General features: G+C 69.0%; 20 protein-coding genes. 8 read left to right on the forward strand and 12 right to left on the reverse strand.

Features of this window, described 5'->3' with window-relative positions; translation table 11 throughout:
- Nucleotides 1–479: 479 nt before the first annotated feature.
- From ACFWP0_RS23415 to ACFWP0_RS23435, 5 genes are read right to left on the reverse strand one after another with little or no spacing between them, the layout of a single operon-like run.
- Entirely contained in the window at nucleotides 480–1448 is a 969-nt protein-coding gene (locus ACFWP0_RS23415; RefSeq protein WP_377846174.1) for an NAD(P)H-dependent flavin oxidoreductase, read from the reverse strand.
- A gap of 19 nt (nucleotides 1449–1467) precedes the next feature.
- A complete protein-coding gene (locus tag ACFWP0_RS23420; protein WP_377846135.1) occupies nucleotides 1468–2442 on the reverse strand; it encodes a Bug family tripartite tricarboxylate transporter substrate binding protein in 975 nt (324 codons plus the stop codon).
- A gap of 56 nt (nucleotides 2443–2498) precedes the next feature.
- Nucleotides 2499–4019, reverse strand: a complete 1521-nt coding sequence (locus ACFWP0_RS23425; RefSeq protein WP_377846137.1) for a class I adenylate-forming enzyme family protein — start codon at nucleotides 4017–4019, stop codon at nucleotides 2499–2501.
- Nucleotides 4020–4036: 17 nt separating this feature from the next.
- Nucleotides 4037–5209 carry a thiolase gene (locus tag ACFWP0_RS23430; protein ID WP_377846138.1) on the reverse strand — a complete coding sequence of 391 codons (1173 nt, stop codon included), beginning with the start codon at nucleotides 5207–5209 and terminating at the stop codon, nucleotides 4037–4039.
- Complete coding sequence (locus tag ACFWP0_RS23435; RefSeq protein ID WP_377846140.1) at nucleotides 5206–5610, reverse strand: Zn-ribbon domain-containing OB-fold protein; 405 nt, start codon at nucleotides 5608–5610, stop codon at nucleotides 5206–5208. Before ACFWP0_RS23435 ends, ACFWP0_RS23430 begins: the two co-directional genes overlap by 4 nt.
- 197 nt (nucleotides 5611–5807) lie before the next feature.
- Here ACFWP0_RS23435 and ACFWP0_RS23440 point away from each other — a divergent pair, with 197 nt between their 5' ends.
- Genes ACFWP0_RS23440 through paaG form a run of 3 tightly spaced genes read left to right on the forward strand, consistent with a single transcriptional unit; the run spans nucleotide 5808 to nucleotide 8947 of the window.
- Nucleotides 5808–6998, forward strand: coding sequence for an acyl-CoA dehydrogenase family protein (locus tag ACFWP0_RS23440; RefSeq protein WP_377846142.1), 1191 nt, complete (start codon nucleotides 5808–5810; stop codon nucleotides 6996–6998).
- Nucleotides 6999–7031: 33 nt separating this feature from the next.
- The gene (locus ACFWP0_RS23445) at nucleotides 7032–8144 is read left to right on the forward strand and encodes an acyl-CoA dehydrogenase family protein (RefSeq protein ID WP_377846144.1); all 1113 of its coding nucleotides are present in this window, start codon (nucleotides 7032–7034) and stop codon (nucleotides 8142–8144) included.
- Entirely contained in the window at nucleotides 8141–8947 is an 807-nt protein-coding gene (gene paaG / locus ACFWP0_RS23450) for a 2-(1,2-epoxy-1,2-dihydrophenyl)acetyl-CoA isomerase PaaG (protein WP_377846146.1), read from the forward strand. Before ACFWP0_RS23445 ends, paaG begins: the two co-directional genes overlap by 4 nt.
- Nucleotides 8948–8968: 21 nt before the next feature.
- Here paaG and ACFWP0_RS23455 read toward each other — a convergent pair whose 3' ends face one another.
- Complete coding sequence (locus ACFWP0_RS23455; protein ID WP_377846148.1) at nucleotides 8969–9862, reverse strand: LysR family transcriptional regulator; 894 nt, start codon at nucleotides 9860–9862, stop codon at nucleotides 8969–8971.
- 148 nt (nucleotides 9863–10010) lie between these two features.
- Here ACFWP0_RS23455 and ACFWP0_RS23460 point away from each other — a divergent pair, with 148 nt between their 5' ends.
- The 4 genes from ACFWP0_RS23460 to ACFWP0_RS23475 all read left to right on the forward strand — a co-directional run bounded on the left by ACFWP0_RS23460 (nucleotide 10011) and on the right by ACFWP0_RS23475 (nucleotide 13871).
- The gene (locus tag ACFWP0_RS23460) at nucleotides 10011–10844 is read left to right on the forward strand and encodes a MaoC family dehydratase N-terminal domain-containing protein (protein ID WP_377846149.1); all 834 of its coding nucleotides are present in this window, start codon (nucleotides 10011–10013) and stop codon (nucleotides 10842–10844) included.
- Nucleotides 10841–12034 carry a CaiB/BaiF CoA transferase family protein gene (locus ACFWP0_RS23465; protein ID WP_377846151.1) on the forward strand — a complete coding sequence of 398 codons (1194 nt, stop codon included), beginning with the start codon at nucleotides 10841–10843 and terminating at the stop codon, nucleotides 12032–12034. Before ACFWP0_RS23460 ends, ACFWP0_RS23465 begins: the two co-directional genes overlap by 4 nt.
- Entirely contained in the window at nucleotides 12031–12864 is an 834-nt protein-coding gene (locus ACFWP0_RS23470) for an HpcH/HpaI aldolase/citrate lyase family protein (protein WP_377846152.1), read from the forward strand. Before ACFWP0_RS23465 ends, ACFWP0_RS23470 begins: the two co-directional genes overlap by 4 nt.
- A gap of 110 nt (nucleotides 12865–12974) precedes the next feature.
- Nucleotides 12975–13871 (forward strand): sugar kinase, encoded by an 897-nt coding sequence (locus ACFWP0_RS23475; RefSeq protein WP_377846154.1) that lies wholly within the window; start codon nucleotides 12975–12977, stop codon nucleotides 13869–13871.
- Between the two features lie 49 nt (nucleotides 13872–13920).
- On the opposite strand, the gene ACFWP0_RS23480 is transcribed toward ACFWP0_RS23475, so the two are convergent.
- From ACFWP0_RS23480 to hda, 4 genes are read right to left on the reverse strand one after another with little or no spacing between them, the layout of a single operon-like run.
- Nucleotides 13921–14409: a 2-amino-4-hydroxy-6-hydroxymethyldihydropteridine diphosphokinase gene (locus ACFWP0_RS23480; protein ID WP_377846156.1), complete on the reverse strand. Its 489-nt coding sequence runs from the start codon at nucleotides 14407–14409 to the stop codon at nucleotides 13921–13923.
- A gap of 4 nt (nucleotides 14410–14413) precedes the next feature.
- Nucleotides 14414–15781 (reverse strand): polynucleotide adenylyltransferase PcnB, encoded by a 1368-nt coding sequence (gene pcnB, locus ACFWP0_RS23485; protein WP_377846158.1) that lies wholly within the window; start codon nucleotides 15779–15781, stop codon nucleotides 14414–14416.
- The gene (locus tag ACFWP0_RS23490) at nucleotides 15782–16480 is read right to left on the reverse strand and encodes an HAD family hydrolase (protein WP_377846160.1); all 699 of its coding nucleotides are present in this window, start codon (nucleotides 16478–16480) and stop codon (nucleotides 15782–15784) included.
- Nucleotides 16477–17178, reverse strand: a complete 702-nt coding sequence (gene hda, locus ACFWP0_RS23495) for a DnaA regulatory inactivator Hda (RefSeq protein ID WP_377846161.1) — start codon at nucleotides 17176–17178, stop codon at nucleotides 16477–16479. Before hda ends, ACFWP0_RS23490 begins: the two co-directional genes overlap by 4 nt.
- A gap of 389 nt (nucleotides 17179–17567) precedes the next feature.
- Between hda and purM the strand changes: the two genes are divergently transcribed.
- Nucleotides 17568–18617, forward strand: coding sequence for a phosphoribosylformylglycinamidine cyclo-ligase (gene purM, locus ACFWP0_RS23500; RefSeq protein ID WP_377846163.1), 1050 nt, complete (start codon nucleotides 17568–17570; stop codon nucleotides 18615–18617).
- Nucleotides 18618–18698: 81 nt separating this feature from the next.
- Here the strand turns inward: purM and miaA are convergent, their stop codons facing one another.
- Both miaA and mutL read right to left on the reverse strand, forming a co-directional pair.
- Nucleotides 18699–19658, reverse strand: a complete 960-nt coding sequence (miaA, locus tag ACFWP0_RS23505) for a tRNA (adenosine(37)-N6)-dimethylallyltransferase MiaA (RefSeq protein WP_377846165.1) — start codon at nucleotides 19656–19658, stop codon at nucleotides 18699–18701.
- Between the two features lie 2 nt (nucleotides 19659–19660).
- The coding region (gene mutL / locus ACFWP0_RS23510) for a DNA mismatch repair endonuclease MutL (protein ID WP_377846167.1) at nucleotides 19661–20930 on the reverse strand (1270 nt) is incomplete at its 5' end.

Below are 20930 nucleotides of genomic sequence, written 5' to 3' on the forward strand. Positions count from 1 at the left end.
ACGATCTCCAGCTTGAGCTGCGGTCTCATGGGTGTCAGACACCTGGTTCGCATGGGTGTCTCCGGTCTGCCGGTGTCTGACACCCGTGTGAGACGGTCTCCAGCTTGAGCCGCGGTCTCATGGGTGTCAGACACCTGGTTCGCATGGGTGTCTCCGGTCTGCCGGTGTCTGACACCCGTGTGAGACGATCTCCAGCTTGAGCTGCGGTCTCATGGGTGTCAGACACCTGGTTCGCATGGGTGTCTCCGGTCTGCCGGTGTCTGACACCCGTGTGAGACGATCTCCAGCTTGAGCTGCGGTCTCATTGGTGTCAGACACCTGGTTCGCATGGGTGTCTCCGGTCTGCCGGTGTCTGACACCCGTGTGAGACGGTCTCCAGCTTGAGTCGCGGTCTCATGGGTGTCAGACACCTAGTTCGAGACACCGGGTTCGGCGTTTCATCAGTGTCAGGCCCTGGTCAGGCGGTGTCTGGATCGTCATCAACCAACCCCCCGAACCACTCCCTCCCGAGCCCCCCAATACTCCGCCTCCAACTGCTCCACCAACGTCCCCACGTCCAATATCTCCTGCGCCGCCCCAACGCCTTGCCCCGCGCTCCAGACATCCTTCCAAGCCTTCGGCCGGGAGCTCTTGTCCATGTTCGCCGGCGGCGCCTCGCCACCCTGGGCCAGCGCCGACGGATCCAGCCCCGCCGCCAGAATGCTGGCCGACAGGTAATTCGCAGGCACTCCGGAGAAGTACGGCGTATAGGTCACATCCGCGGCCTGCGCCTGCAGCACCATCTCCCGATAGGCCTCGCCCGCCAGCGACTCCTGCGTGGCGATGAAGCGCGTGCCCATGTAGGCGAAATCGCAGCCCAGGACCTGGGCGGCCAGCACGTCCTTGCCGTGGCTGATGCAGCCCGACAGCGCCAGCGGGCCGTCGTAGAACGCGCGGATCTCGTTGACCAGCGCAATCGGATTGACCTGGCCGGCATGGCCGCCCGCGCCCGCGGCCACCAGGATCAGGCCGTCCACGCCGGCTTCCAGCGCGCGCTTGGCGTGCCGCACCGTCGTCACGTCGTGATAGACCAGGCCGCCATAGGGATGCACCGCCTGCACAACCGCCTCCGGCGCATGCAGCGACGTGATGATGAGCGGCACGCGCCGTTCGGCGCAGATCGCCAGGTCGCCCTGCCAGCGCGGGTTGCTGGGATGGATGATCAGGTTCACGCCGTACGGCGCCACCTTGGCGGCGGGGTCCGCCCGGCGCCTGGCGTCCAGGCCCTGCTCGATGCGTGTGATCCAGTCGTGCAGCTGCTCCTGCGGACGGGCGTTCAGCGACGGAAAGGTCCCGATGATCCCCGCCGCGCATTGCGCCACCACCAGTTCCGGGCCCGAGACCAGGAACATGGGGGCACCGATGATCGGCAGGCGAGTCTGGGCGTGTAGCGCAAGCGGAGGATTCATCATGGTGTTCCGGTGGTTGTCAGTTGGCCTGGATGTTGGCGCTCTGGATAACGTCCGACCACAAGGCGTATTCGCGGTCGATACGGCTTTGCAGGGCGCTCGAATCGCCCGTGTTGATGGTGTAGCCGCCTTCGGTCATGGCCTGGCGGAAGGCCGGGTCCTTCGACACCTCGCCCAGCGCGCGGGTCAGGCGCGCGGACACGGCCTCGGGCAGCTTCTTTGGTCCCACCAGTGCGTACCAGCCCACGACCTCGTAGTCCTTCATGCCGGCTTCGATCATCGTGGGCACGTCGGGCAATTCGGGGTTGCGGGTCTTGGACGTGACGGCCAGGGCGCGCGCCTTGCCGCTCTTGATGAAGGGGATGGCGGTGCTGGTGATGTCGAACATGAACGTCACCTTGCCGCTGATCACGTCCATCATCGCCGGCGAGTTGCCGCGGTAGGGGACGTGCAGCATCGAGGCTTCGGCCTGCTTCTTCAGCAGCTCGGCCGACAGGTGGTTGGATGCCCCGATGCCGGCTGACCCAAACGACACCGCGTCGGGATGCGCGCGCGCGTAGGTGACGAGCTCGCCCACGTTCTTGGCGGGAATCTGCGGACCGATGAGCAGCACGTTGGCGTAGTCCACCACCAGTCCGATCAGCGAGAAATCCTTGCGCGGGTCGAACAGGGTGCTGCGCTGGACCAGCGGCGACATCGTCAGCGTGGGGCTGGCGGCAAAGCCCAGCATGTAGCCGTCGGGAGCGGCCTTGGCGGTGGCGTCCGAGGCGATCATGCCGCTGGCGCCCGCGCGGTTTTCGACTACAACGGTCTGGCCCAGCTTGTCGCCCAGGTACTTGGCGAAGACGCGGGCCGTGGTGTCCACCGGGCCGCCGGGGGCGTAGCCCACCAGCAGGCGGATGGGGCGTTCTGGGTAGGCGTCCGCCCACGCGCTCTGGGCAGCGGTCAGCGCCGTCGCGGCGATGGCCGCGGCGAACAGGTTTTTGATGTTCACGCTCTTGTCTCCTTGTGTATAAGTGGCCGGTCGCGGAGCGGAACGTCTGTCCGCGCCTACGCCAGCCTTTCTTTCAGCGGTTGCTTGAGGATCTTGCCGCTGACGGTGGTGGGAATCGTCTCGATGGGGATGATGCGCGCGGGCCGCTTGTACGGCGCCAGCTGGGCGCGCAGGTGCAGCATCAGCAGGTGGGTGTCTATCGTGGCGCCGGGCAGGGGCTCGACGAAGGCGATGACCTCTTCGTTGTGGTCGGCCGTGCCGCGCCCCACCACGGCGGACAGGCGCACGCCGGGGAAGGCGTTGATGACCGATTCGACTTCAATCGGGTAGACGTTGAAGCCGGATCGGATGATCAGGTCCTTGGAGCGCCCCGCGATGAACAGGGCGCCGCCGGCGTCGACAAAGCCGATGTCGCCCGTATTGAGCCAGCCGCCGGGCAGCAGCGCCAGCGCGGTCTGCTCCGGATCGCGGTAGTAGCCCAGCATGACGCCGGGTCCGCGGATCAGGATGTCGCCGCGTACGCCGGGCGCGGGCGCGCCGGCGTCTGGGCTTCCGATGCGCATCTCCACGCCGTCCACGGCGTAGCCCGCCGAACAGTCGTCGCGGGGCGCATCGATGTCGGTGATGAACATGGAGCCCGCGTACTCCGTGATGCCGTAGCCGTGGTGCATCGGCACGCCGAAGTAGCGCTCCGCGTCGCGCTTCTGCGTCGGGTCGAGCGCGGCGCCGCCCGTGTACAGGTAGCGCAGGGCCGGCGCGCGCAGCTCGGCGCGCGGCGGGGCGGCGGCCATCATGCGGCTGAACATGGTCGGCACGCCCTGCAGGATGCTGACGCCGGGATGGGCCAGCGCCTTGAAGGCGTCGTCGGCATCGAAGCGGCTGCGCAGCACCAGGCCGGCGCCTGCGTGCAGGGTGGCCATCAGCACGGTGGCGATGCCGAAGATGTGCGACATGGGCAGCGCGGCGTAGCCGATGTCGCGCGGGGTCAGCCGGCGCGAGGCCGCGGACACGCGCGCGAAATGCAGCAGGCCGCGATGCGGCACGAGCACGCCCTTGGGCGCGCCGGTCGTGCCGGACGTGTAGATCACGGTGGCCACTTCGGCGGCCAGTTCTCCGGTTTCCGCCTGCGTGGAGCCGGTTGCGCGAGCGGCCTGCACGCCCGGCCCCCAGACGGCGGAATCCGCTTCCACCGCGCCGGCGGCCGCGGCATGGGCGCGGGCGGCCGACGAGATGCCGGCGGCGTAGAGCAGCAGTTCGGGCTGCGCGTGCCGCCGGATGCTGTCGACTTCCCGCGCGGACAGGCGGGCGTTCACGCCCACCGGCCAAGCCCCCGCGACGCCGCACCCGAACAGCGCCGCGATCATTGCCGCGCAGTTCTCGCCCACCATCAGCACGCGATGGCCGGGGCGCACGCCCTGGCTTTGCAGCCAGCCGGCCACGTCCTGCACGCGCTGCCACAGCTGGGCGTAGCTCAGCGTTCCGCCGCCTTCTTCGTACAGGCAGATGGCGTCGGGCTGCAGGCGCGCCTGCAGCGCCAGGACTTCATGGATGCGGGTGATGGGTTCTGCTTGGGACATCGATGTTGCCGTGCCGATCAAAGCGTTGCCTGGGTGCCCAGGATTGCGGTGGACTGGCTGGATAGCGTGCCGCCGTTGCCGTGCACCAGCGCGAGCTCGGCGCCGGCGACCTGGCGCGCCCCGCATTCGCCGCGGAGCTGGCGGACGGCTTCGATCATGATGAAGACGCCATACATGCCGGGATGCACGCAGCACAATCCGCCGCCGTTGGTGTTGACCGGCAGGCGGCCGCCGGGGGCGATGGCGCCGTCCGCAATGAAGTCCTTGCTTTCGCCCTTGGCGCAGAAGCCCAGGTCTTCCAGGAAGAGCAGCGTGTTGATGGTGAAGGCGTCGTACAGCTCCACGACGTCGATGTCCTTCGGCGTCGCGCCGGCCATGTCGAAGGCGCGCTTGCCGGATTCGGCGGCGGCCGTCACGGTCAGGTCCTCCATGGACGAGATCTGCCGGTTCCAGACAGCCGTGGCGTTGCCCAGCACGTAGACCGGTGGACGGGGCAGGTCGCGCACGCGGTCGGCGCGCACCAGCACATAGGCGCCCGCGCCGTCCGTGACCAGGCAGCAGTCGCGCACGCTCAGGGGGTCGGACACCATGCGGGCGGACAGGATCTGGTCCAGCGTGGCGGGCTCGCGCAGCTGCGCCTCGGGATTGAGCTGGGCCCATTGGTTGGCCGCCAGCGCCACCTGCGCCAGATCTTCGCGGCGCGTGCCGTACTGATGCATGTGGCGGGCCGCCGCCAGCGCGTAGGAAGACAGCGGGCTGAGCGGATCGTAGGGGGTTTCATATGGCTGCGGATCGAACTGCTTGCGGACGCGGCCGATCTCGGCGCGGCTCAGCGTGGACGTGCGCTGCGTGCTGCCGTAGCAGACCAGCACGGCATTGCACTGGCCCGACGCCAGCGCGTGGATCGCGGGCAGGAGGTGCGCCACGAAGCTGGAGCCGCCCAGCATGGTGCTGTCGATGAAGGCAGGGCGGATGCCCAGGTGTTCGATCACCGGCATGGCCCACATGGGCGCGGCGACGCTGGCGGTGCAGATGCCGTCGATGTCGCGCATGGTCAGGCCGGCGTCCGCCACGGCGCGCTGCGCCGCCTGGACCAGGATTTCCATTTCGGTGTAGCCCGTGGCCTGGCCGAGGCCCGCGTGGCCCACGCCGGCCACCGCCACGGCGCCGCGCAAATCGTTCAGCGTCATTGCGCCTCCTTGTTGGGAACGAACACCACCAGCCCGTGGCCGTTCTGTTGGGCCACCTGGGCGCGCACCGCCATGCCGATGCGCACGGCATCCGGCGCCACGCCTTCGACGCGGCTCATCAGCCTGACGCCTTCCTGCAGGTCGATCAGGGCCACGTTGTAGTCGCCGCCCGCGTCGGGCTTGCGCCGCACGACGGTGGTGGAATAGACGGTGCCGCGCCCGTCGGGCGAGGTCCACGCAAGCTTGTCCGCGCCGCAATGGGGGCAGATCATTCGGGGATAGAACACGGCGCGGTCGCAGCCGGCGCAATGCTGGATAAGAAACCGGCCCTGGTCGAGCGCCTGGCGGTACTGCGCCTCGACGCCCTGCGACGCGGCTTCCTGCTGATCGGGAACAGTCATGGTGCGATGGGATTCCTGTGGATGACGGATGCTAGTGTCGGCACTGCCGCCGGCTTCGGCCATTCTTCATTGCTGAAGCAGGACTTTTGCCAATCCGTAGTGCGCCGCCCTACACGCTGCGCGAAGCCCGTCTTCGGAAGAGGCAGATTGTCCGGGTGTCCGGGCCGTGGCTAGATACCGGGAAAAGGAGGTAGACCATGAACCTGACCTGGACGCCGCAAGAGCGCCGATTCCGTGAAGAAGTGCGCGCCTTCGCCGCCGCCAAGCTGCCGGACAATATCCGCGACAAGGTGCTGCGGCACCAGCGGCTGGAACGCGACGACTATGTGCGCTGGCACAACATCCTGGCCGATCACGGCTGGGGGGCGCCCAACTGGCCCGTCGAGCACGGCGGCACCGGGTGGAATGCGCTGCAGCGCCTGATCTTCGAGGTGGAATGCTTCAAGGCGGGCGCGCCGCGCCTGCTGCCGTTCGGCCTGTCCATGATCGGTCCCGTGCTGATGAAGTACGGCAGCGCCGAGCAGCAGGCCCGCCTGCTGCCGCGCATGTTGCGGGTGGAGGACTGGTGGTGCCAGGGCTATTCCGAGCCGGGTTCCGGCTCCGACCTGGCCTCGCTGAAAACGCGCGCCGAGCGCGATGGCGACGAATACGTGGTGAACGGCCAGAAGACCTGGACGACGCTGGCGCAGTACGCCGACTGGATGTTCTGCCTGGCGCGCACCGATCCCGATGCGCGCGCGCAGCGCGGCATCTCGATGCTGCTGTTGGACATGCGCGCGCCCGGCGTCACCGTGCGCCCCATCCGCACGCTGGACGGCGGTCACGACGTCAATGAGGTCTGGCTTGAAAACGTGCGCGTGCCGGTGTCCAACCTGGTGGGCGAGGAAAACCAGGGCTGGACCTACGCCAAGTACCTGCTGGGCCACGAGCGCACCGGCATCGCCGGCCTGGGCCATTGCCACCGCGAACTGGGCGTCCTGAAGACCATGGCGGCGCGCGCGCAGTCTCACGGCAAGCCCTTGCTGGCCGACAGCCGCATCCGCGACCGCATCTCGCGGATCGAAGTCGACATCATGGCCCTGGAGATGCTGCTGTTGCGCGTGGCCTCCAGCAACGACGGAACGCCGGGCCCCGAAGCGTCGGTCCTGAAGATCCGCGGGTCCGAGATCCAGCAGGACCTGGCCATGCTGCAAATGGAGATCGCGGGCCCGGACGCCTGGCCCTACGACCCCGACTGGCTGCAGGCCGGCAACGATTTCCACGGCCCCGGGCCCGAGATGGCCGCCGCCGCGGGCGCGGGCTACGCCGATATGCGCAAGACCTCGATCTACGGCGGCACGACCGAAGTGCAGAAGGGCATCATCGCCCGCCTGGTGCTGGGGCTGTAGGCCCCGCCTCGCAATCCGACAGGAACACGACGCATGGATTTCCTCTATACCGAAGAACAGCGCATGCTGGCCGACAGCCTGCGCCGCCTGGTGGACCAGGCATGGACCTTTCCCCAACGCCGGGCCCGCCAGGCGGCCGGCAAACTGGACCCGCAAGCTTGGGCCGCGCTTGCCGAGCTGGGCGTGCTGGGCCTGAACATTTCCCAGGATTTCGGCGGCTTCGGCGAGGTGCCGGCCAGCTTGCTGCCGGTGCACGCCGAACTGGGCCGCGGGCTGGTGTCCGAACCGGTCATCCCCAGCGCGGTCATGGGCGCGGCCCTGATCGACGCTTGCGGCGGCGCGGCGCGCGGCCGCTGGCTGCCGTCCATCGCCTCGGGCGAGGCCATCGTCAGCGTGGCCTACCAGGAGCCCGGACGCCGCTACGACACGGATCCGCAGGACTGCCGCGCCGCGCAGACCGCGCAAGGCTGGCGGCTGAGCGGCGTCAAGCATCTGGTCTGGCATGGCGCCGCGGCCACCGCATGGCTGGTGAGCGCGCGCGGCGCCCAAGGGCAGACTGTGCTGCTGGCCGTGCCGGCGGACGCGGCGGGAGTGCGCGTCACCGACACCCCAACCCTGGATGGCGCGCGCTGCGCGCGGCTGGAACTGGATACGGTCGGATTGCCCTCCGAGGCTTTGCTCGCCGAGGGCGAGGCCGCCGACCAGGCTCTGGCCCAAGCCTTGCAGTGGGGCACGGCGGCGCTGTGCGCCCACGCGGCCGGCGCCATGGAGCGCCTGCTGGAAATTACCGTTGAATACCTGAAGACCCGCAAGCAGTTCGGCCAGCCGCTGGCCTCGTTCCAGGCCCTGCAGCACCGCCTGGCTGAGATGCTGGTGGCCAAGGAGCTCGCCTTGTCGATGGCCTACGTGGCGGTGGCGGCCCTGACCGAAACCGATGTCCCGCAGCGCCGCCGCATGATCGCGTCGGCCAAGCTGGAAGCCGCGCGCGCCGCCCGCCTGGTGGCGCAGATGGCGGTGCAGCTGCATGGCGGCATGGGCATGACGGATGAGCTGGACGTGGGCGACTATTTCAAGCGCCTGACCGTCATTGACCAGCTGCTGGGCGACACGGCCGAGCAGCTGGCGGTCCTGGAGGAACTGGCATGACCGCTGAAAATTCGGGATTCACGCAGATCCGCTTCACGCTGGAGCGGGGGGTGGGCGTCATCACGCTCGACCGGCCCGACCGCCTGAACAGCTTCACCGCGGTAATGCACGCCGAACTCGCGCGCGCGCTGGACGTCATGGAGGCCGATGCCGGGCTGCGCGGCCTGGTGATCACCGGGGCCGGCCGCGGCTTTTGCGCGGGTCAGGACCTGAGCGAGCGCAAGCCGGCCGAGGACGGGGCGCGCCGCGACCTGAGCCTGATGCTGGAGAAATGCTACCGGCCCCTCATCAGCCGCTTGCGCGCCTTGCCCGTGCCGGTGGTGTGCGTGATGAACGGCGTGGCGGCGGGCGCGGGCGCGAGCCTGGTGCTGGCCTGCGATGTGGTCTTCGCCGTGGAGTCCGCGCGTTTCGTGCAGGCCTTCAGCAAGATCGGCCTGCTGCCCGATGCCGGTGGCACCTGGTTCCTGCCGCGCCTGGTGGGTTCGGCACGGGCGATGGGCGCGGCGCTGTTCGGCGAATCCGTCACCGCGGCGCAAGCCGAGTCCTGGGGCCTGATCTGGCGGATGGTGCCCGACGCGGCGCTGTCGGACACGCTGGCTGGCGTGGCGTCCACGCTGGCGGCCGGGCCCACGCGCGCCTACGCCGCCACCAAGGCCGCGCTGCATGCGTCCAGCGGCAACACGCTGGCGCAGCAATTCGACCTGGAATGCCAGCTGCAGCGCGAACTCGGCTACACCGACGACTATCTGGAGGGCATGCGGGCGTTCGCCGAAAAGCGGGCGCCGGCGTTCACCGGCAAGTGATGCGCGGCGGACGGCCTGGGTTCAGGGCGCGGGCGGCGACTGGATCTGCTGGATGAGTTCGCGGGCGCAGCCCGGCAGGGCGTCGATGTCGCGCACCAGCAGCTTGCGTTCGCGCACCACCCAGGGCTCGTCCAGCTCGACCACGCGCAGCTTGGTGTCGGCGCCATAGCGCCGCGCCGCCGAATCGGGGATCACGCCGATGCCCACGCCCGCCTGCACCATGCGGCAGATCGAATCGAAGCTGTAGAGCTGGATGCGTTGCGGCAGGCGCTGGCCGACGCGCTCGAGTTGATCGCGCAGGAAGGCCACCAGGGTGGAGCCTTCGTGCATGGTGATGAACGGATAGCGCACCGCGTCCGCCAGCTTGACCTTCTCCTGGTCCTGCAGCGGATGGCCGTTGGGAACGACCAGCACCAGACGGTCGGTGCTGAAGTGGATGGTCTGCAATTCGGGCGCATCGACGGGGCCGGCAACGATGCCCAGGTCGGTGGTGCCGTCCAGCACGCCGCGCACGATGTCGCGCGTCAGGCGTTCCTGCAGGTCTACGGTGACGCCGGGGTGTCCGGACAGGAAATGCGCCAGGATGTCCGGCATGAATTCCGTGACCGCCGTGGTGTTGGCAAAGATGCGGATATGGCCCGCGTCGCCGTCGGCCTGTTCCTGGAAGTCGTGCTTCAGGTGATCCACCTGCCGCATGATGACCCGGGCATGCTGCAGCAGTTTCTGGCCGGCGGGCGTGATCTCCACGCCGCGGCTGTCGCGGTAGAGCAGGCGGGAATTGAGCTGGTTCTCCAGCGCCTTGATCCGCACGCTGACCGCGGCCAGGGACAGGTGCGCCCGCTTGGCCGCCTGGGTCAGGCTGGGGGATTCGGCGATGTGGATGAACAGGCGGAGGTCGGCGAGGTCGAAGTGCATGGCCCATATATTACGGCGCGCGGCGCCGGGAGCGTGCGGAGGATCGATTCAGGCGCCGCAAACCCCGCCTTGAGGAAAAACGAATTCACAACGGGGACGGCTTGCGGGCATGCTTCAGTCTGTGAAAACCCCACCAAAGGAAATCGGCATGACTTCTACAGATCCGGCAGCATGGATCGGCAGTGGTGAACGCAAGGCGGACGCCATGGATCCCGGCCACGCCGCGCGCATCGCCGCCACCTTGGGCGGACCCGCGCCGGCCCAGGGAGACGCCCTGCCGCCCCTTTGGCAGTGGGCGTTCTTCATCGGCACGGTGGGCATGGACGGACTGGGGACGGATGGCCATCCCTCGCGGGGCGGCTTCCTGCCCCCCGCCCAGGACCGAAACCGCATGTGGGCGGGCGGCCGCGTCGAATTCCGCCAGCCGCTCAAGGCCGGCGTGCCGGCGGAACGCGTGTCCACGGTGGCCGACGTCAAGGAAAAATCGGGCCGCACCGGCGCCTTGCTGTTCGTGACCGTGCTCCATGAATACCATCAGGCGGGTGAAATCGTCATCCGCGAAGAGCAGGACATCGTCTATCGCCAGCCGTCGCCGCCCAAGCTTGTGGGCAGCGAGCCCGCGCCCCGGGATGCGCAGTGGAGCGACACCGTCGATCCGACCCCGGTGCTGCTGTTCCGCTATTCCGCCGTGACCTTCAACGGCCATCGCATCCACTATGACCATCCCTACGTGACCGGCGTCGAGGGCTATCCCGGCCTGGTGGTGCACGGCCCGCTCATCGCCACCGAGATGGTCGCCGCCTTCGCGCGCGCCCATCCCAAGGCTCGCCTCACGCATCTGTCCTACCGCGGCTTGCGTCCGCTGATCTCGCCCGCGTCCTTCCAGGTCGCCGGCCGCTTGACCGAACCGGGCGTGGCCCAGCTCTGGGCCGAGCAGGACGGCACGCTGGCCCACCAAGCCGAATTGAGGTTCACCGAATGAGCACGCAGGCCTCCCGCCCGCTGGACGGCATTACCGTCGTCAGCCTGGAACACGCCATCGCCGCACCCTTCTGCACCCGCCAGCTGGCGGACATGGGCGCGCGCGTCATCAAGATCGAACGACCCGGCAGCGGGGATTTCGCCCGCGGTTACGACGAGCGCGTGCGCGGCCTGTCCTCGCACTTCGTCTGGACCAACCGCTCCAAGGAAAGCCTGACGCTGGACCTGAAGCGCGACGAGGCGGGCGGCATCATGGACCGCCTGCTGGAAACCGCCGACGTCCTGGTGCAGAACCTGGCGCCGGGCGCCGCCGCCAGGCTGGGACTGTCGTTCGAGGCCCTGCGCGAGAAGTATCCGCGCCTGATCGTCTGCGATATCTCCGGGTATGGCGAAGGCGGTCCCTACCAGGACAAGAAGGCCTACGACCTGCTGATCCAGAGCGAAAGCGGCTTCCTGTCGGTGACCGGCACGCAGGACGATCCCGTCAAGGCCGGCTGCTCGATCGCGGACATCGCCGCCGGCATGTACGCCTACTCGGCCATCCTGAACGCGCTGCTGCTGCGCCAGAAGACGGGCCTGGGCAGCCGCCTGGACGTGTCCATGCTGGAAAGCATGGTCGAGTGGATGGGTTTCCCCATGTACTACGCCTTCGACGGCGCGGCGCCGCCCGTGCGCGCCGGGGCCGCCCATGCGTCCATCTATCCCTACGGCCCGTTCCCGGTGGGCGACGGCTCGACCATCATGCTGGGCCTGCAGAACGAGCGCGAATGGCGCGTCTTCTGCGCCCAGGTGCTGCGCCAGGCGGAATTGGCCGAAGACCCGCGCTTCATCTCCAATTCGCTGCGCACCGCCAATCGCGACGCCCTGCGCGCGCTGATCGAGGCGGCGTTCTCCGACCTGTCCATCGGGCAGGTGACGGACCGGCTGGAAGATGCGCAGATCGCCAATGCCCGCGTCAACGACATGGCGGGGGTGTGGGCGCACCCCCAATTGCAGGCCCGCGCCCGCTGGAGCCAGGTGGACAGCCCGGCCGGCGTGCTGCCGGCGCTGCTGCCGCCGGCCAGCAGCAACGCTTTCGCGCCGCGCATGGCCGCGGTGCCCGCAGTGGGCCAAAACACGGATGCGGTGCTAGCATCACTGGGATACGCGCCCGATCAGGTCGCGAAATTCCATGCCTCGGAGGTCGTGTGATGCATCCCGTCGTTCGTAGCGCCCTGTTTGTGCCGGCCTCCCGCGCCGAGCGCATACCCAAAGCGCTGGCTGCCGGCGCGGATGCCGTCATCGTCGACCTCGAGGATGCGGTGGAGCACCTGGCCAAGGCCTCGGCCCGCGAAGCCTTGTGCGATTTCCTGGGGATGAATCCCCAGGCGCGGCTCTGGGTGCGCATCAACGACGCCTCGACCTCCTGGCACGACGACGATCTGAAGGCCTGCCGGGGCAAGCCCGGCGTGGCCGGCATCCTGCTGCCCAAGGCCGAGAGCCTGGCGCAGGTGCGGCATGTCGCCCAGACCGGCCTGCCCGTGATCCCCATCCTGGAAACCGCCCAGGGCATCCTGAACGCCGCCGAAGTCGCCGCGACGCCCGGCGTGGCGCGCCTGGCGTTCGGCAGCCTGGACTACGGCCTGGACCTGGGGCTGACCCCTGACACCCCGGGCGCCGAAACCGTGCTGGACCACGCTCGCGTGCAAGTGCTGCTGCACAGCCGCGCCGCCGGCCTGGCGCCCGCGCTGGACGGCGTTTTTCCCGGCGTGCAGGATCAGGCGGGCCTGGCCGCCGCGGCCGGCCGCGCGCAGCAAATGGGGTTTGGCGGCATGCTGTGCATCCATCCCACGCAGGTGCCGGTGATCCACGCCGCCTTTGTGCCGGCGCGGCATGAACTGGACTGGGCCCGGCGCGTCATCGCCGCGCATCGCGACACGTCCGCCGGCACCTTCATGCTGGAAGGCAAGATGGTCGACGCGCCCGTCATCGCGCGCGCCCGCCTGGTGCTGGCCCAGGCGGGAGAATCCGCGGGCGCCTGACGGCCGCAGGCGTCTGACACCCGCGAGAGACAGGCTTGAGCCTGCGCGGGCGTCGCAGGCGTGCCGGACATCCTTGGTTTCCTGGCAAGTCCCCCTTACAAGGCAGGCCCATGAGCGACGCGCTCTTCATCGGACATACCTACATCGACGTCACCGTGCTGGCCGACGAATGGCCCACGGGCGACGAGAAGCGCGTGGCGCGGGACTATGCCGTCTCCTTTGGCGGCAACGCGGTCACCGCCGCATTCGCGTGCGCGCGGCTGGGCACGCCGCCCGACCTGATCTGCTCGCTGGCGCCGGACTGGCTGGGCCACATGTACACGGACATGGCGGCGGCGCACGGGGTGTCGCTGCATGCGCGCCAGGTGCGCCGCTCGTCCCTGTCCTTCATCCTGCCCAACCACGGCAAGCGCGCCATCGTGCGCGCGCGCGACGCGGAATACCTGAACGACTTCCCGCGGCTGGATATCGGCGGCTACCGCGCCCTGCATCTGGACGGCCACCAGCCCGACGCCGCGCTGCATTACGCGCAGGCCTGCCGGCAGGCAGGCGTGCTGACCTCGCTGGACGGCGGCGGCCTGCGCGAGAACACGGATGAACTGCTGCGCCATATCGACGTGGCGGTCTGCGCGGAACGCATGTGCGAGCAGCTGGGGCTGGCGCCGCAAGGCCTGCTGGACCTGCTCAAGGCCCGGGGCTGCCGCATCGGCGCCGTCACGATGGGCGAACGCGGCATGCTCTGGTATGACGAGACGGGGCGGGTCGACACGCTGCCGTCGCTGGACGTGCCGGGCTCGCGCATCGTCGATACCTCGGGAGCCGGGGACGTTTTCCACGGCGCCTACGTGTGGTCGTTCCTGAACCGGCCGGAGCTGCCCTGGGTGGAGCACTTCACCTTTGCGCGGGCCGCGTCCGCCCACAAGATCCAGCACCTGGGCAATGAAGCGGGCCTGCCTCGGGTCGAGGACGTGGAGCGCGCCATGATGGCGTTCGCGCCGAAGGCGTGATGGCCGGGGCGCGCGGCTTGGGCCGCGGCCAATTCCCCCAGACCGCTGTCTAGCCGGCGATCCGTTCGATCGCCTGGTCCTGGATCGCGCCGATCCATTCGTCGATGGGCTTGCCTTGCAGCACCAGGCCGGGCGCCAGGTCCCGCAGGGGCAGCAGCACGAAGGCGCGCAGATGCATGCGGGGGTGGGGAAGGATCAGCCGTTCGTGGTCCAGCCGCGCATCGCCGTGCAGCAGCAGATCCAGGTCCAGCGTGCGGGGGGCGTTCCGGTAGGGCCGCAGGCGGCCGTGCTGGTTCTCCAGCGCCTGCAGCGCGTCCAGCAAGGCCAGAGGCGGCAGGATGGTATCCAGCGCCGCCACGGCGTTGACGAAGTCCGGGCCGGCGGCGTCCACCGGCGCGCTGCGGTAGAAGGGCGACGGCGTTACCGCCGCCACGCCCGGCGTGCCGCGCAGCTCGGCCAGGACGCGGCGCAAGGTGGCCGCGCTGTCCCCCAGGTTGGCGCCCAGGCCGATATAGGCGCGAACGGGCTGCAGGGACACGGTGTTACTCGATGCCGGGGGCGCTGCGCGGCGCGCTGCGGCGCGGACGGCGGCGCTTGCGCGCGGCGGGGGCGGACGGCCCGTCGCCGGCTTCGCGCGGCAGGCGCGCGACTTCCTCGATCATGTCGGCGCGGGTGGCGTCGTCGGCATTGGCCAGGTCCATCCACCATTGCGCCAGCACGCTGTCGAACTCGCCGGCCGCGGCGCGCAGCTGCAGGAAGTCGCAGGCGGCGCGGAAGCGCGGCTGCTCGATCATGCGGAAGATGGTCTTGCCCATGCGGCGTTCAAAACGCGGCTGCATGAACCAGATCTCCCGCATGTCCGACGAGAAGCGGCGCTGGATGGCGAGCTTTTCGGTCTGTTCGTCCAGCACCGAGTCGGCGGCGGCCGACAGCGCGGGGATGGTGTGCTCGCCCTGGGCGCGCAGCTGCTTCCAGCGCACTTCCACCTGCTGCCAGAGCAGCGCGGCGAACAGGAAGCTGGGGCTGATGGTCTTGCCGGCGCGCACGCGCGCGTCGGTGCGCTCCAGCGCCAGCTCCACGAAATGTTCGCCGCCGGGCTGCTCCAGCACCACGTCCAGCAAGGGCAGCAGGCCGTTGTGCAGGCCGTCGGCGCGCAGCTGGCGCAGGCAGTCCATGGCATGCCCGCAGGTCAGCAGCTTGAGCATTTCGTCGAACAGGCGCGAGGCCGGGACGTTCTCGATCAGGTTGGCCATCGTGCTGATCGGCTCGCGCGTGGCGGGGTCGATCGTGCCGTTGAGCTTGGCCGCGAAACGCACCGCGCGCAACATGCGGACCGGGTCTTCGCGGTAGCGCTTGACCGGGTCGCCGATGATGCGGACCTGGCGCTTCTTCAGGTCGGCCACGCCATTGTGGTAGTCGATGACTTCCTCGTTGTGCGGGTCGTAGTACAGCGCATTCATGGTGAAGTCGCGGCGCTTGGCGTCTTCTTCCTGCGAGCCGAACACGTTGTCGCGCAAGATGCGGCCGTGCTCGTCGGTTTCCTGGTCTTCCGAGGCCGGAGCGCGGAAGGTGGAGGTCTCGATGATTTCCTGGCCGAACACCACGTGGACCAGCTGGAAGCGGCGGCCGATGATGCGGGCGCGGCGAAACAGCGGGCGGATCTGTTCGGGCGTGGCGTTGGTGGCCACGTCGAAGTCCTTGGGCTCAAGGCCCACGATCAGGTCGCGCACCGCGCCGCCGACGATATAGGCTTCGTAGCCATGCTGGCGCAGGACTTCGCACACCTTGATGGCGTGGCGCGACACGTTGCGGCGGTCGATGCCGTGCTTGTCGCGCGCAATGCGCAACGGCCCCCGGGGCGCCGGCGCGAATAGTCGGCCGACGAATTTTTTTATGGTTTCAGTGATCATTTAGGACTTCGAATCTTCCATGTGGTCGAACAGGTCGATCACTTGCCAGCCGCGCTCCTGCGCGATATTGCGCAGGGTAGGGCTGGGGTTGGCGGCGATCGGACGGGTCACCTTTTCGAGCAGCGGCACATCATTGACCGAATCGCTATAGAAAAACGATTCGGAAAAATCCGCAAGCCCCAATCCCATGCCGGCCAGCCAGTCGTTGACGCGCACCACCTTGCCTTCCTTGAAGCTGGGCGTGCCCAGGATCCGGCCGGTGTAGCGGCCGCGCAGATACTCCGCGTCGGTCGCGACCAGATGAGGCACGCCGAAGGCGCGGGCGATGGGGGCGGTGACAAAGCTGTTCGTCGCCGTGACGATGGCGCAGAGGTCGCCGGCTTCCAGGTGCGACTCCACGAGGTCGCGCGCGGCGGGGGTGATGGACGGGCGGATGACTTCGCCCATGAAGGCCTCGTGCCAGGAAGCCAGGTCATGGGGCGAGTGCGCGGCCAGGAGGCCGAGCATGAATTCGGCGGCCTGTTCGGCGGTCAGTTCGCCGCGGTTGTAGCGGTCCATCAGATCGTCGTTGAGGCGGCGGGCTTCGTCGGGATCGCCCGCCCGGCCCGTGCGCGCCAGATAGTCGGCCCATTGATAGTCGCTATCCAGCGGCAAGAGGGTGTGATCCAGGTCGAACAGGGCGAGACGTCGGGTGGTCATGTGCGTTGTGAATCAGGATCTGCGAGCATGGCCCGCAGCAGGGGCAGGGTGATGGGACGGCCTGTGGCCAGGGAATAGCGGTCCAGCGCGTCGAGCAGCGCCGCCAGCTTGCGGATGTCGCGCTCGTGGTGCGTGAGCATCCAGTTGATGATTTCGGGCGCCAGGTGCATGCCGCGTTCGGCCGCCTGGGCGGAAAGCGCGGCCAGCTTGTCGGCATCGGACAGGGGGTCCAGGCGGAACACCAGGTCCCAGCCCAGGCGCGTGCGCAGGTCTTCGCGCAGCGGCATCGACAGGGGCGCGCGGTCGCCAGCCAGCGCCAGCGCGAAGGCGCGGCCCGTGGCGGCGGATTCGCGCCAGCGGTTGTACAGGGCAAACAGCGCGGCCTGGCGGCTGTCGTCCATGCGGTGCACGTCGTCGACCGCCACGAACTTGGGCATGGGCGACTTGGAGTCGGCCTCGGCCAGGCGGCGCAGCATGGTCTCGCCATTGGCCGCGTCGATGAAGACGGCGTCCGGGCGCGCGGTCAGCGCGCGCAGCAGGTGGGTGCGGCCGCAGCCCGCGGCGCCCCAGATATACAGGGCGCGGCCCGGATTGAGCGCGCGCACGGCTGCCAGCGCTTCCCCGTTGGGGCCGGCGATATAGTTGTTCAGCGATGGCGCTGGCGCGGGAAGAACGTCGAGCAGCAGCTGGCGGTTCATGAGAGGTTATCAAACAGGCTTTTTCGGAACTTCCGAAAACCAACGCCGCGAGCATTCGTGGCGGATTTCCGCGCGCGACATGCCGGGCAGCGCTGCCGGGTGCCGGAAAAGCCAAAAAAAACGGTGATACATGGGGCGGGCAGGGGGTAAACCCAAGCCAGGCCGGGCCGAAAAAGCTCTGCCGTGGGCTTTAACCGCCAGAAACTGGCAAAATCAATACCGGCCAACCCTACACTTTAAACCACCTGGGGGGATGGTGTCGCGTCGTGCCCGGGGCCGCTTTCGCAACGCCCCGGCCAGCTTGAGCCCTGCTTGCGCCCGCAACATCGTAAAATGCAGGGCGTTCCACCAAAATCCCAGCAATTGTTACATACCCCACGGCATTTCTCATGACGAATCAACCTAAAGCCCCCTTGACCTACCGCGATGCCGGTGTCGACATCGACGCAGGCGACGCCCTGGTCGACCGTATCAAACCCCTCGCCGCGCGCACCATGCGCCCCGGGGTGCTGGCCGGTATCGGCGGCTTTGGCGGCCTGTTCGAAGTGCCGAAGACCTTCAAGGAGCCCGTGCTGGTCTCGGGCACCGACGGCGTGGGCACCAAGCTGCGCCTGGCGTTCGACTGGAACCGCCACGACACCGTGGGCATCGACCTGGTCGCCATGAGCGTGAACGACATCCTGGTGCAGGGCGCGGAGCCGCTGTTCTTCCTGGATTACTTCGGCTGCGGCAAGCTTTCGGTGGACACGGCGGCGTCGGTGGTGGGCGGCATTGCCAAGGGCTGCGAGCTGTCGGGCTGCGCGCTGATCGGCGGCGAAACCGCTGAAATGCCGGGCATGTACCCGGACGGCGAATACGACCTGGCCGGTTTCGCGGTGGGCGCGGTGGAAAAGTCCGCCATCATCGACGGCAAGTCCATCAAGCCGGGCGACGTGGTGCTGGGTCTGGCGTCCAGCGGCGCGCATTCCAACGGCTACTCGCTGCTGCGCAAGATCCTCGAACGCGCCAACGCCAAGCCCGATGACGATTTCCATGGCCAGCCGCTGGTCGACGTCGTCATGGCGCCCACGCGCATCTACGTCAAGCAAGTGCTGGCCGCGCTGGCCAAGCACGGCACCGCCATCAAGGGCCTGGCCCACATCACCGGCGGCGGCCTGCTGGACAACGTGCCGCGCATCCTGCAGGCCGGCCTGTCGGCCAGGCTGCACCGCGACGCCTGGGAAATGCCCAAGCTGTTCCAGTGGCTGCAAGAGCAGGGCGGCGTCGAGGACACGGAAATGTACCGCGTCTTCAACTGCGGCATCGGCATGGTGCTGGTGGTGGACCCGGCCCAGGCCGACGCCATCGCCGCCACGCTGCGCGAGCAGGGCGAGACCGTCAGCAAGCTGGGCGAGATCGTCGAGCAAGAGGACGGCATGGCGCAGACCTTCGTGGTGTAAGGCCGCGCTGGCTTCGGCCGCAAAAGAACCCGCCGTTTTTCGGCGGGTTCTTTTATTTCTGCGCTGCCTGTCTGGCGCCGGCTAGCCCTTCAGGGCCGCGGCCACGGCGTCTATTGTCCGCGCCACCGCATCCGGCGCCAGGCAGTCCACGACGACGCGCTCGGGCTGCGCACGCAGCCAGGTGATCTGGCGCTTGGCCAGCTGGCGCGTGGCGGCGATGCCCTGCTCGCGGGCGGTGTCCAGGTCGATCTCGCCGTCCAGGTGGGCCCACATCTGGCGGTAGCCCACGCAGCGCACCGACGGCAGGCCCGGGTGCAGGTCGGGCCTGGCGCGCAGGCCGCGCACCTCGTCGAGCAGGCCGCGGGCCAGCATGGCGTCAAAGCGCTGTTCGATGCGCGCGTGCAGCGCGGCGCGGTCGGAGGGTTCCAGGCTGATCGTCAGGTACTGGTTGGCATCGTCGTCCGGCTTGCGCTGGCCGCGCTGAAGCAGCGCGGACATGGGCTGGCCGGACAACTGGCAGATTTCGAGGGCGCGCTGGATGCGCTGGCTGTCGTTGGGGGCCAGGCGCGCGGCGGTGACGGGGTCCAGGGCCGCCAGCTCGGCATGCAGCGCCGGCCAGCCCAGCCGGGCGGCGCGCGCTTCCAGTTCGGCGCGCAGCGCCGGGTCGGCCTGAGGCAGGTCGTCCAGGCCGTCGCGCAGCGCCTTGTAATACATCATGGTGCCGCCCGCCAGCAGCGGGATGCGTCCGCGCGCGCGGATCTCGCCGATCAGCCGCAGCGCGTCGGCGCGGAACTCCGCCGCCGAATACGACTGCGCGGGGTCCAGGATGTCCAGCAGGTGCTGGGGCACCAGCGCCTGTTCCTCGGGCGAGGGCTTGGCCGTGCCGATGTCCATCCCGCGATAGATGGTGGCCGAGTCCACGTTGACGATTTCCAGCGGCCAGCGCTCGGCCAGCGCCAGCGTGGATGCGCTCTTGCCGGCCGCGGTGGGGCCGGCCAGGCAGATGACCAGGGGCGATGCGGGGAGCAGGGAAGACGACAAGCCTATTGCCCGCGCAGAAAGAGCTTGTCCAGGTCCGACACCGACCACTGCACCCAGGTGGGGCGGCCGTGGTTGCACTGGTCGGCGCGCTCGGTGGATTCCATCTGGCGCAGCAGGCCGTTCATCTCTTCGATGGTGAGCTTGCGGTTGGCGCGCACGGAGCCGTGGCAGGCCATGGTGGACAGCAGTTCGTTGCGTTGTTCGGTCAAGAGGCGCGAGACACCCACGGCGCCCAGGTCGCGCAGCACGGCGCGGGCCAGGGTTTCGATGTCGCCGCGGGCCAGGATGGCCGGCACCGAGCGCACGGCGATCGAGGTGGGGCCGGACGGGCGCATTTCGAAGCCCAGGTCGCTCAACTGCTCTTCGAATTCCTCGACGATGGCCACGTCCTTTTCCTGGGCGTGGAACACCACCGGCACGAGCAGATCCTGGCGTGGCAGGCTGCGGGCGTCCAGCGCCTGCTTGAGCTGTTCGTAGACCACGCGTTCATGCGCGGCGTGCATGTCCACCAGCACCATGCCGCGCCGGTTCTGCGCCAGGATGTAGATGCCGTGCAGCTGCGCCAGCGCCATGCCCAGCGGGTGCTCTTCGTCCGCCGGCAGCGTGGCGGACGGGGCGGGCGCGGGCTCGCGCAGCGGCGCCGTCTTGGCCGCGGTGTCGTCGTTCAGCGGACGATAGAGCGATTGCCAGTCGGCCGCGGGGATGCCGGCGGGCTCCGCGTGCAGGCGGAACGGCACCTGGGTGTGCGCGCGTTGCGGGGCGGGGGACGGACGCAGCCCATACGGCGCGCCGCTGCCGCCGTAGCCGGGCCTGGGCGAGTCCGCGGCGGGCTGCGGGTTCTGATTCGGCGCAGGGGCAGGCGCGGGCGCGGCTTGCTCTGCCGCCGCCGCGTCGCCCGCGGGGCGCGCGACGGTTTCGAATTCCGCGTCGTCGCCTTGGCCGGCCGGCGTCACCGCGGACGAGCCGCCGGTCTGCGCCAGCGTCTGGCTGACCGCATTCGAGACGAAGCGGTGCACGGCGCCGCTGTCGCGGAAGCGGACCTCGTGCTTGGCCGGGTGGACGTTCACGTCCACGGCGGCGGGGTCGATGTCCAGGAACAGCACATAGGCGGGCTGGCGGTCGCCATGCAGCACGTCCGCGTAGGCAGCGCGCAGCGCGTGGCTGACGGTGCGGTCGCGCACATAGCGGCCGTTCACGTACAGGTACTGGCGGTCCGCCCGGGCGCGCGCGGCGGTGGGGCGGGTGATCATGCCGGCCAGGCTGACGGCGCCC

This window comes from Achromobacter sp. NPDC058515 (assembly GCF_042721735.1).
GTDB lineage: Bacteria > Pseudomonadota > Gammaproteobacteria > Burkholderiales > Burkholderiaceae_B > Achromobacter.

What these genes read in the sequence shown, in the direction of transcription:
- ACFWP0_RS23475 (WP_377846154.1), top strand. Translation starts at nt 12,975, where the DNA reads ATGAGCGACGCGCTCTTCATCGGACATACCTACATCGACGTCACCGTG.
- hda (WP_377846161.1), bottom strand. Translation starts at nt 17,178, where the DNA reads ATGAACCGCCAGCTGCTGCTCGACGTTCTTCCCGCGCCAGCGCCATCG.
- ACFWP0_RS23435 (WP_377846140.1), bottom strand. Translation starts at nt 5,610, where the DNA reads ATGACTGTTCCCGATCAGCAGGAAGCCGCGTCGCAGGGCGTCGAGGCG.
- ACFWP0_RS23445 (WP_377846144.1), top strand. Translation starts at nt 7,032, where the DNA reads ATGGATTTCCTCTATACCGAAGAACAGCGCATGCTGGCCGACAGCCTG.
- ACFWP0_RS23460 (WP_377846149.1), top strand. Translation starts at nt 10,011, where the DNA reads ATGACTTCTACAGATCCGGCAGCATGGATCGGCAGTGGTGAACGCAAG.
- purM (WP_377846163.1), top strand. Translation starts at nt 17,568, where the DNA reads ATGACGAATCAACCTAAAGCCCCCTTGACCTACCGCGATGCCGGTGTC.
- ACFWP0_RS23430 (WP_377846138.1), bottom strand. Translation starts at nt 5,209, where the DNA reads ATGACGCTGAACGATTTGCGCGGCGCCGTGGCGGTGGCCGGCGTGGGC.
- ACFWP0_RS23425 (WP_377846137.1), bottom strand. Translation starts at nt 4,019, where the DNA reads ATGTCCCAAGCAGAACCCATCACCCGCATCCATGAAGTCCTGGCGCTG.
- pcnB (WP_377846158.1), bottom strand. Translation starts at nt 15,781, where the DNA reads ATGATCACTGAAACCATAAAAAAATTCGTCGGCCGACTATTCGCGCCG.
- ACFWP0_RS23440 (WP_377846142.1), top strand. Translation starts at nt 5,808, where the DNA reads ATGAACCTGACCTGGACGCCGCAAGAGCGCCGATTCCGTGAAGAAGTG.
- ACFWP0_RS23490 (WP_377846160.1), bottom strand. Translation starts at nt 16,480, where the DNA reads ATGACCACCCGACGTCTCGCCCTGTTCGACCTGGATCACACCCTCTTG.
- paaG (WP_377846146.1), top strand. Translation starts at nt 8,141, where the DNA reads ATGACCGCTGAAAATTCGGGATTCACGCAGATCCGCTTCACGCTGGAG.
- ACFWP0_RS23465 (WP_377846151.1), top strand. Translation starts at nt 10,841, where the DNA reads ATGAGCACGCAGGCCTCCCGCCCGCTGGACGGCATTACCGTCGTCAGC.
- ACFWP0_RS23415 (WP_377846174.1), bottom strand. Translation starts at nt 1,448, where the DNA reads ATGAATCCTCCGCTTGCGCTACACGCCCAGACTCGCCTGCCGATCATC.
- ACFWP0_RS23455 (WP_377846148.1), bottom strand. Translation starts at nt 9,862, where the DNA reads ATGCACTTCGACCTCGCCGACCTCCGCCTGTTCATCCACATCGCCGAA.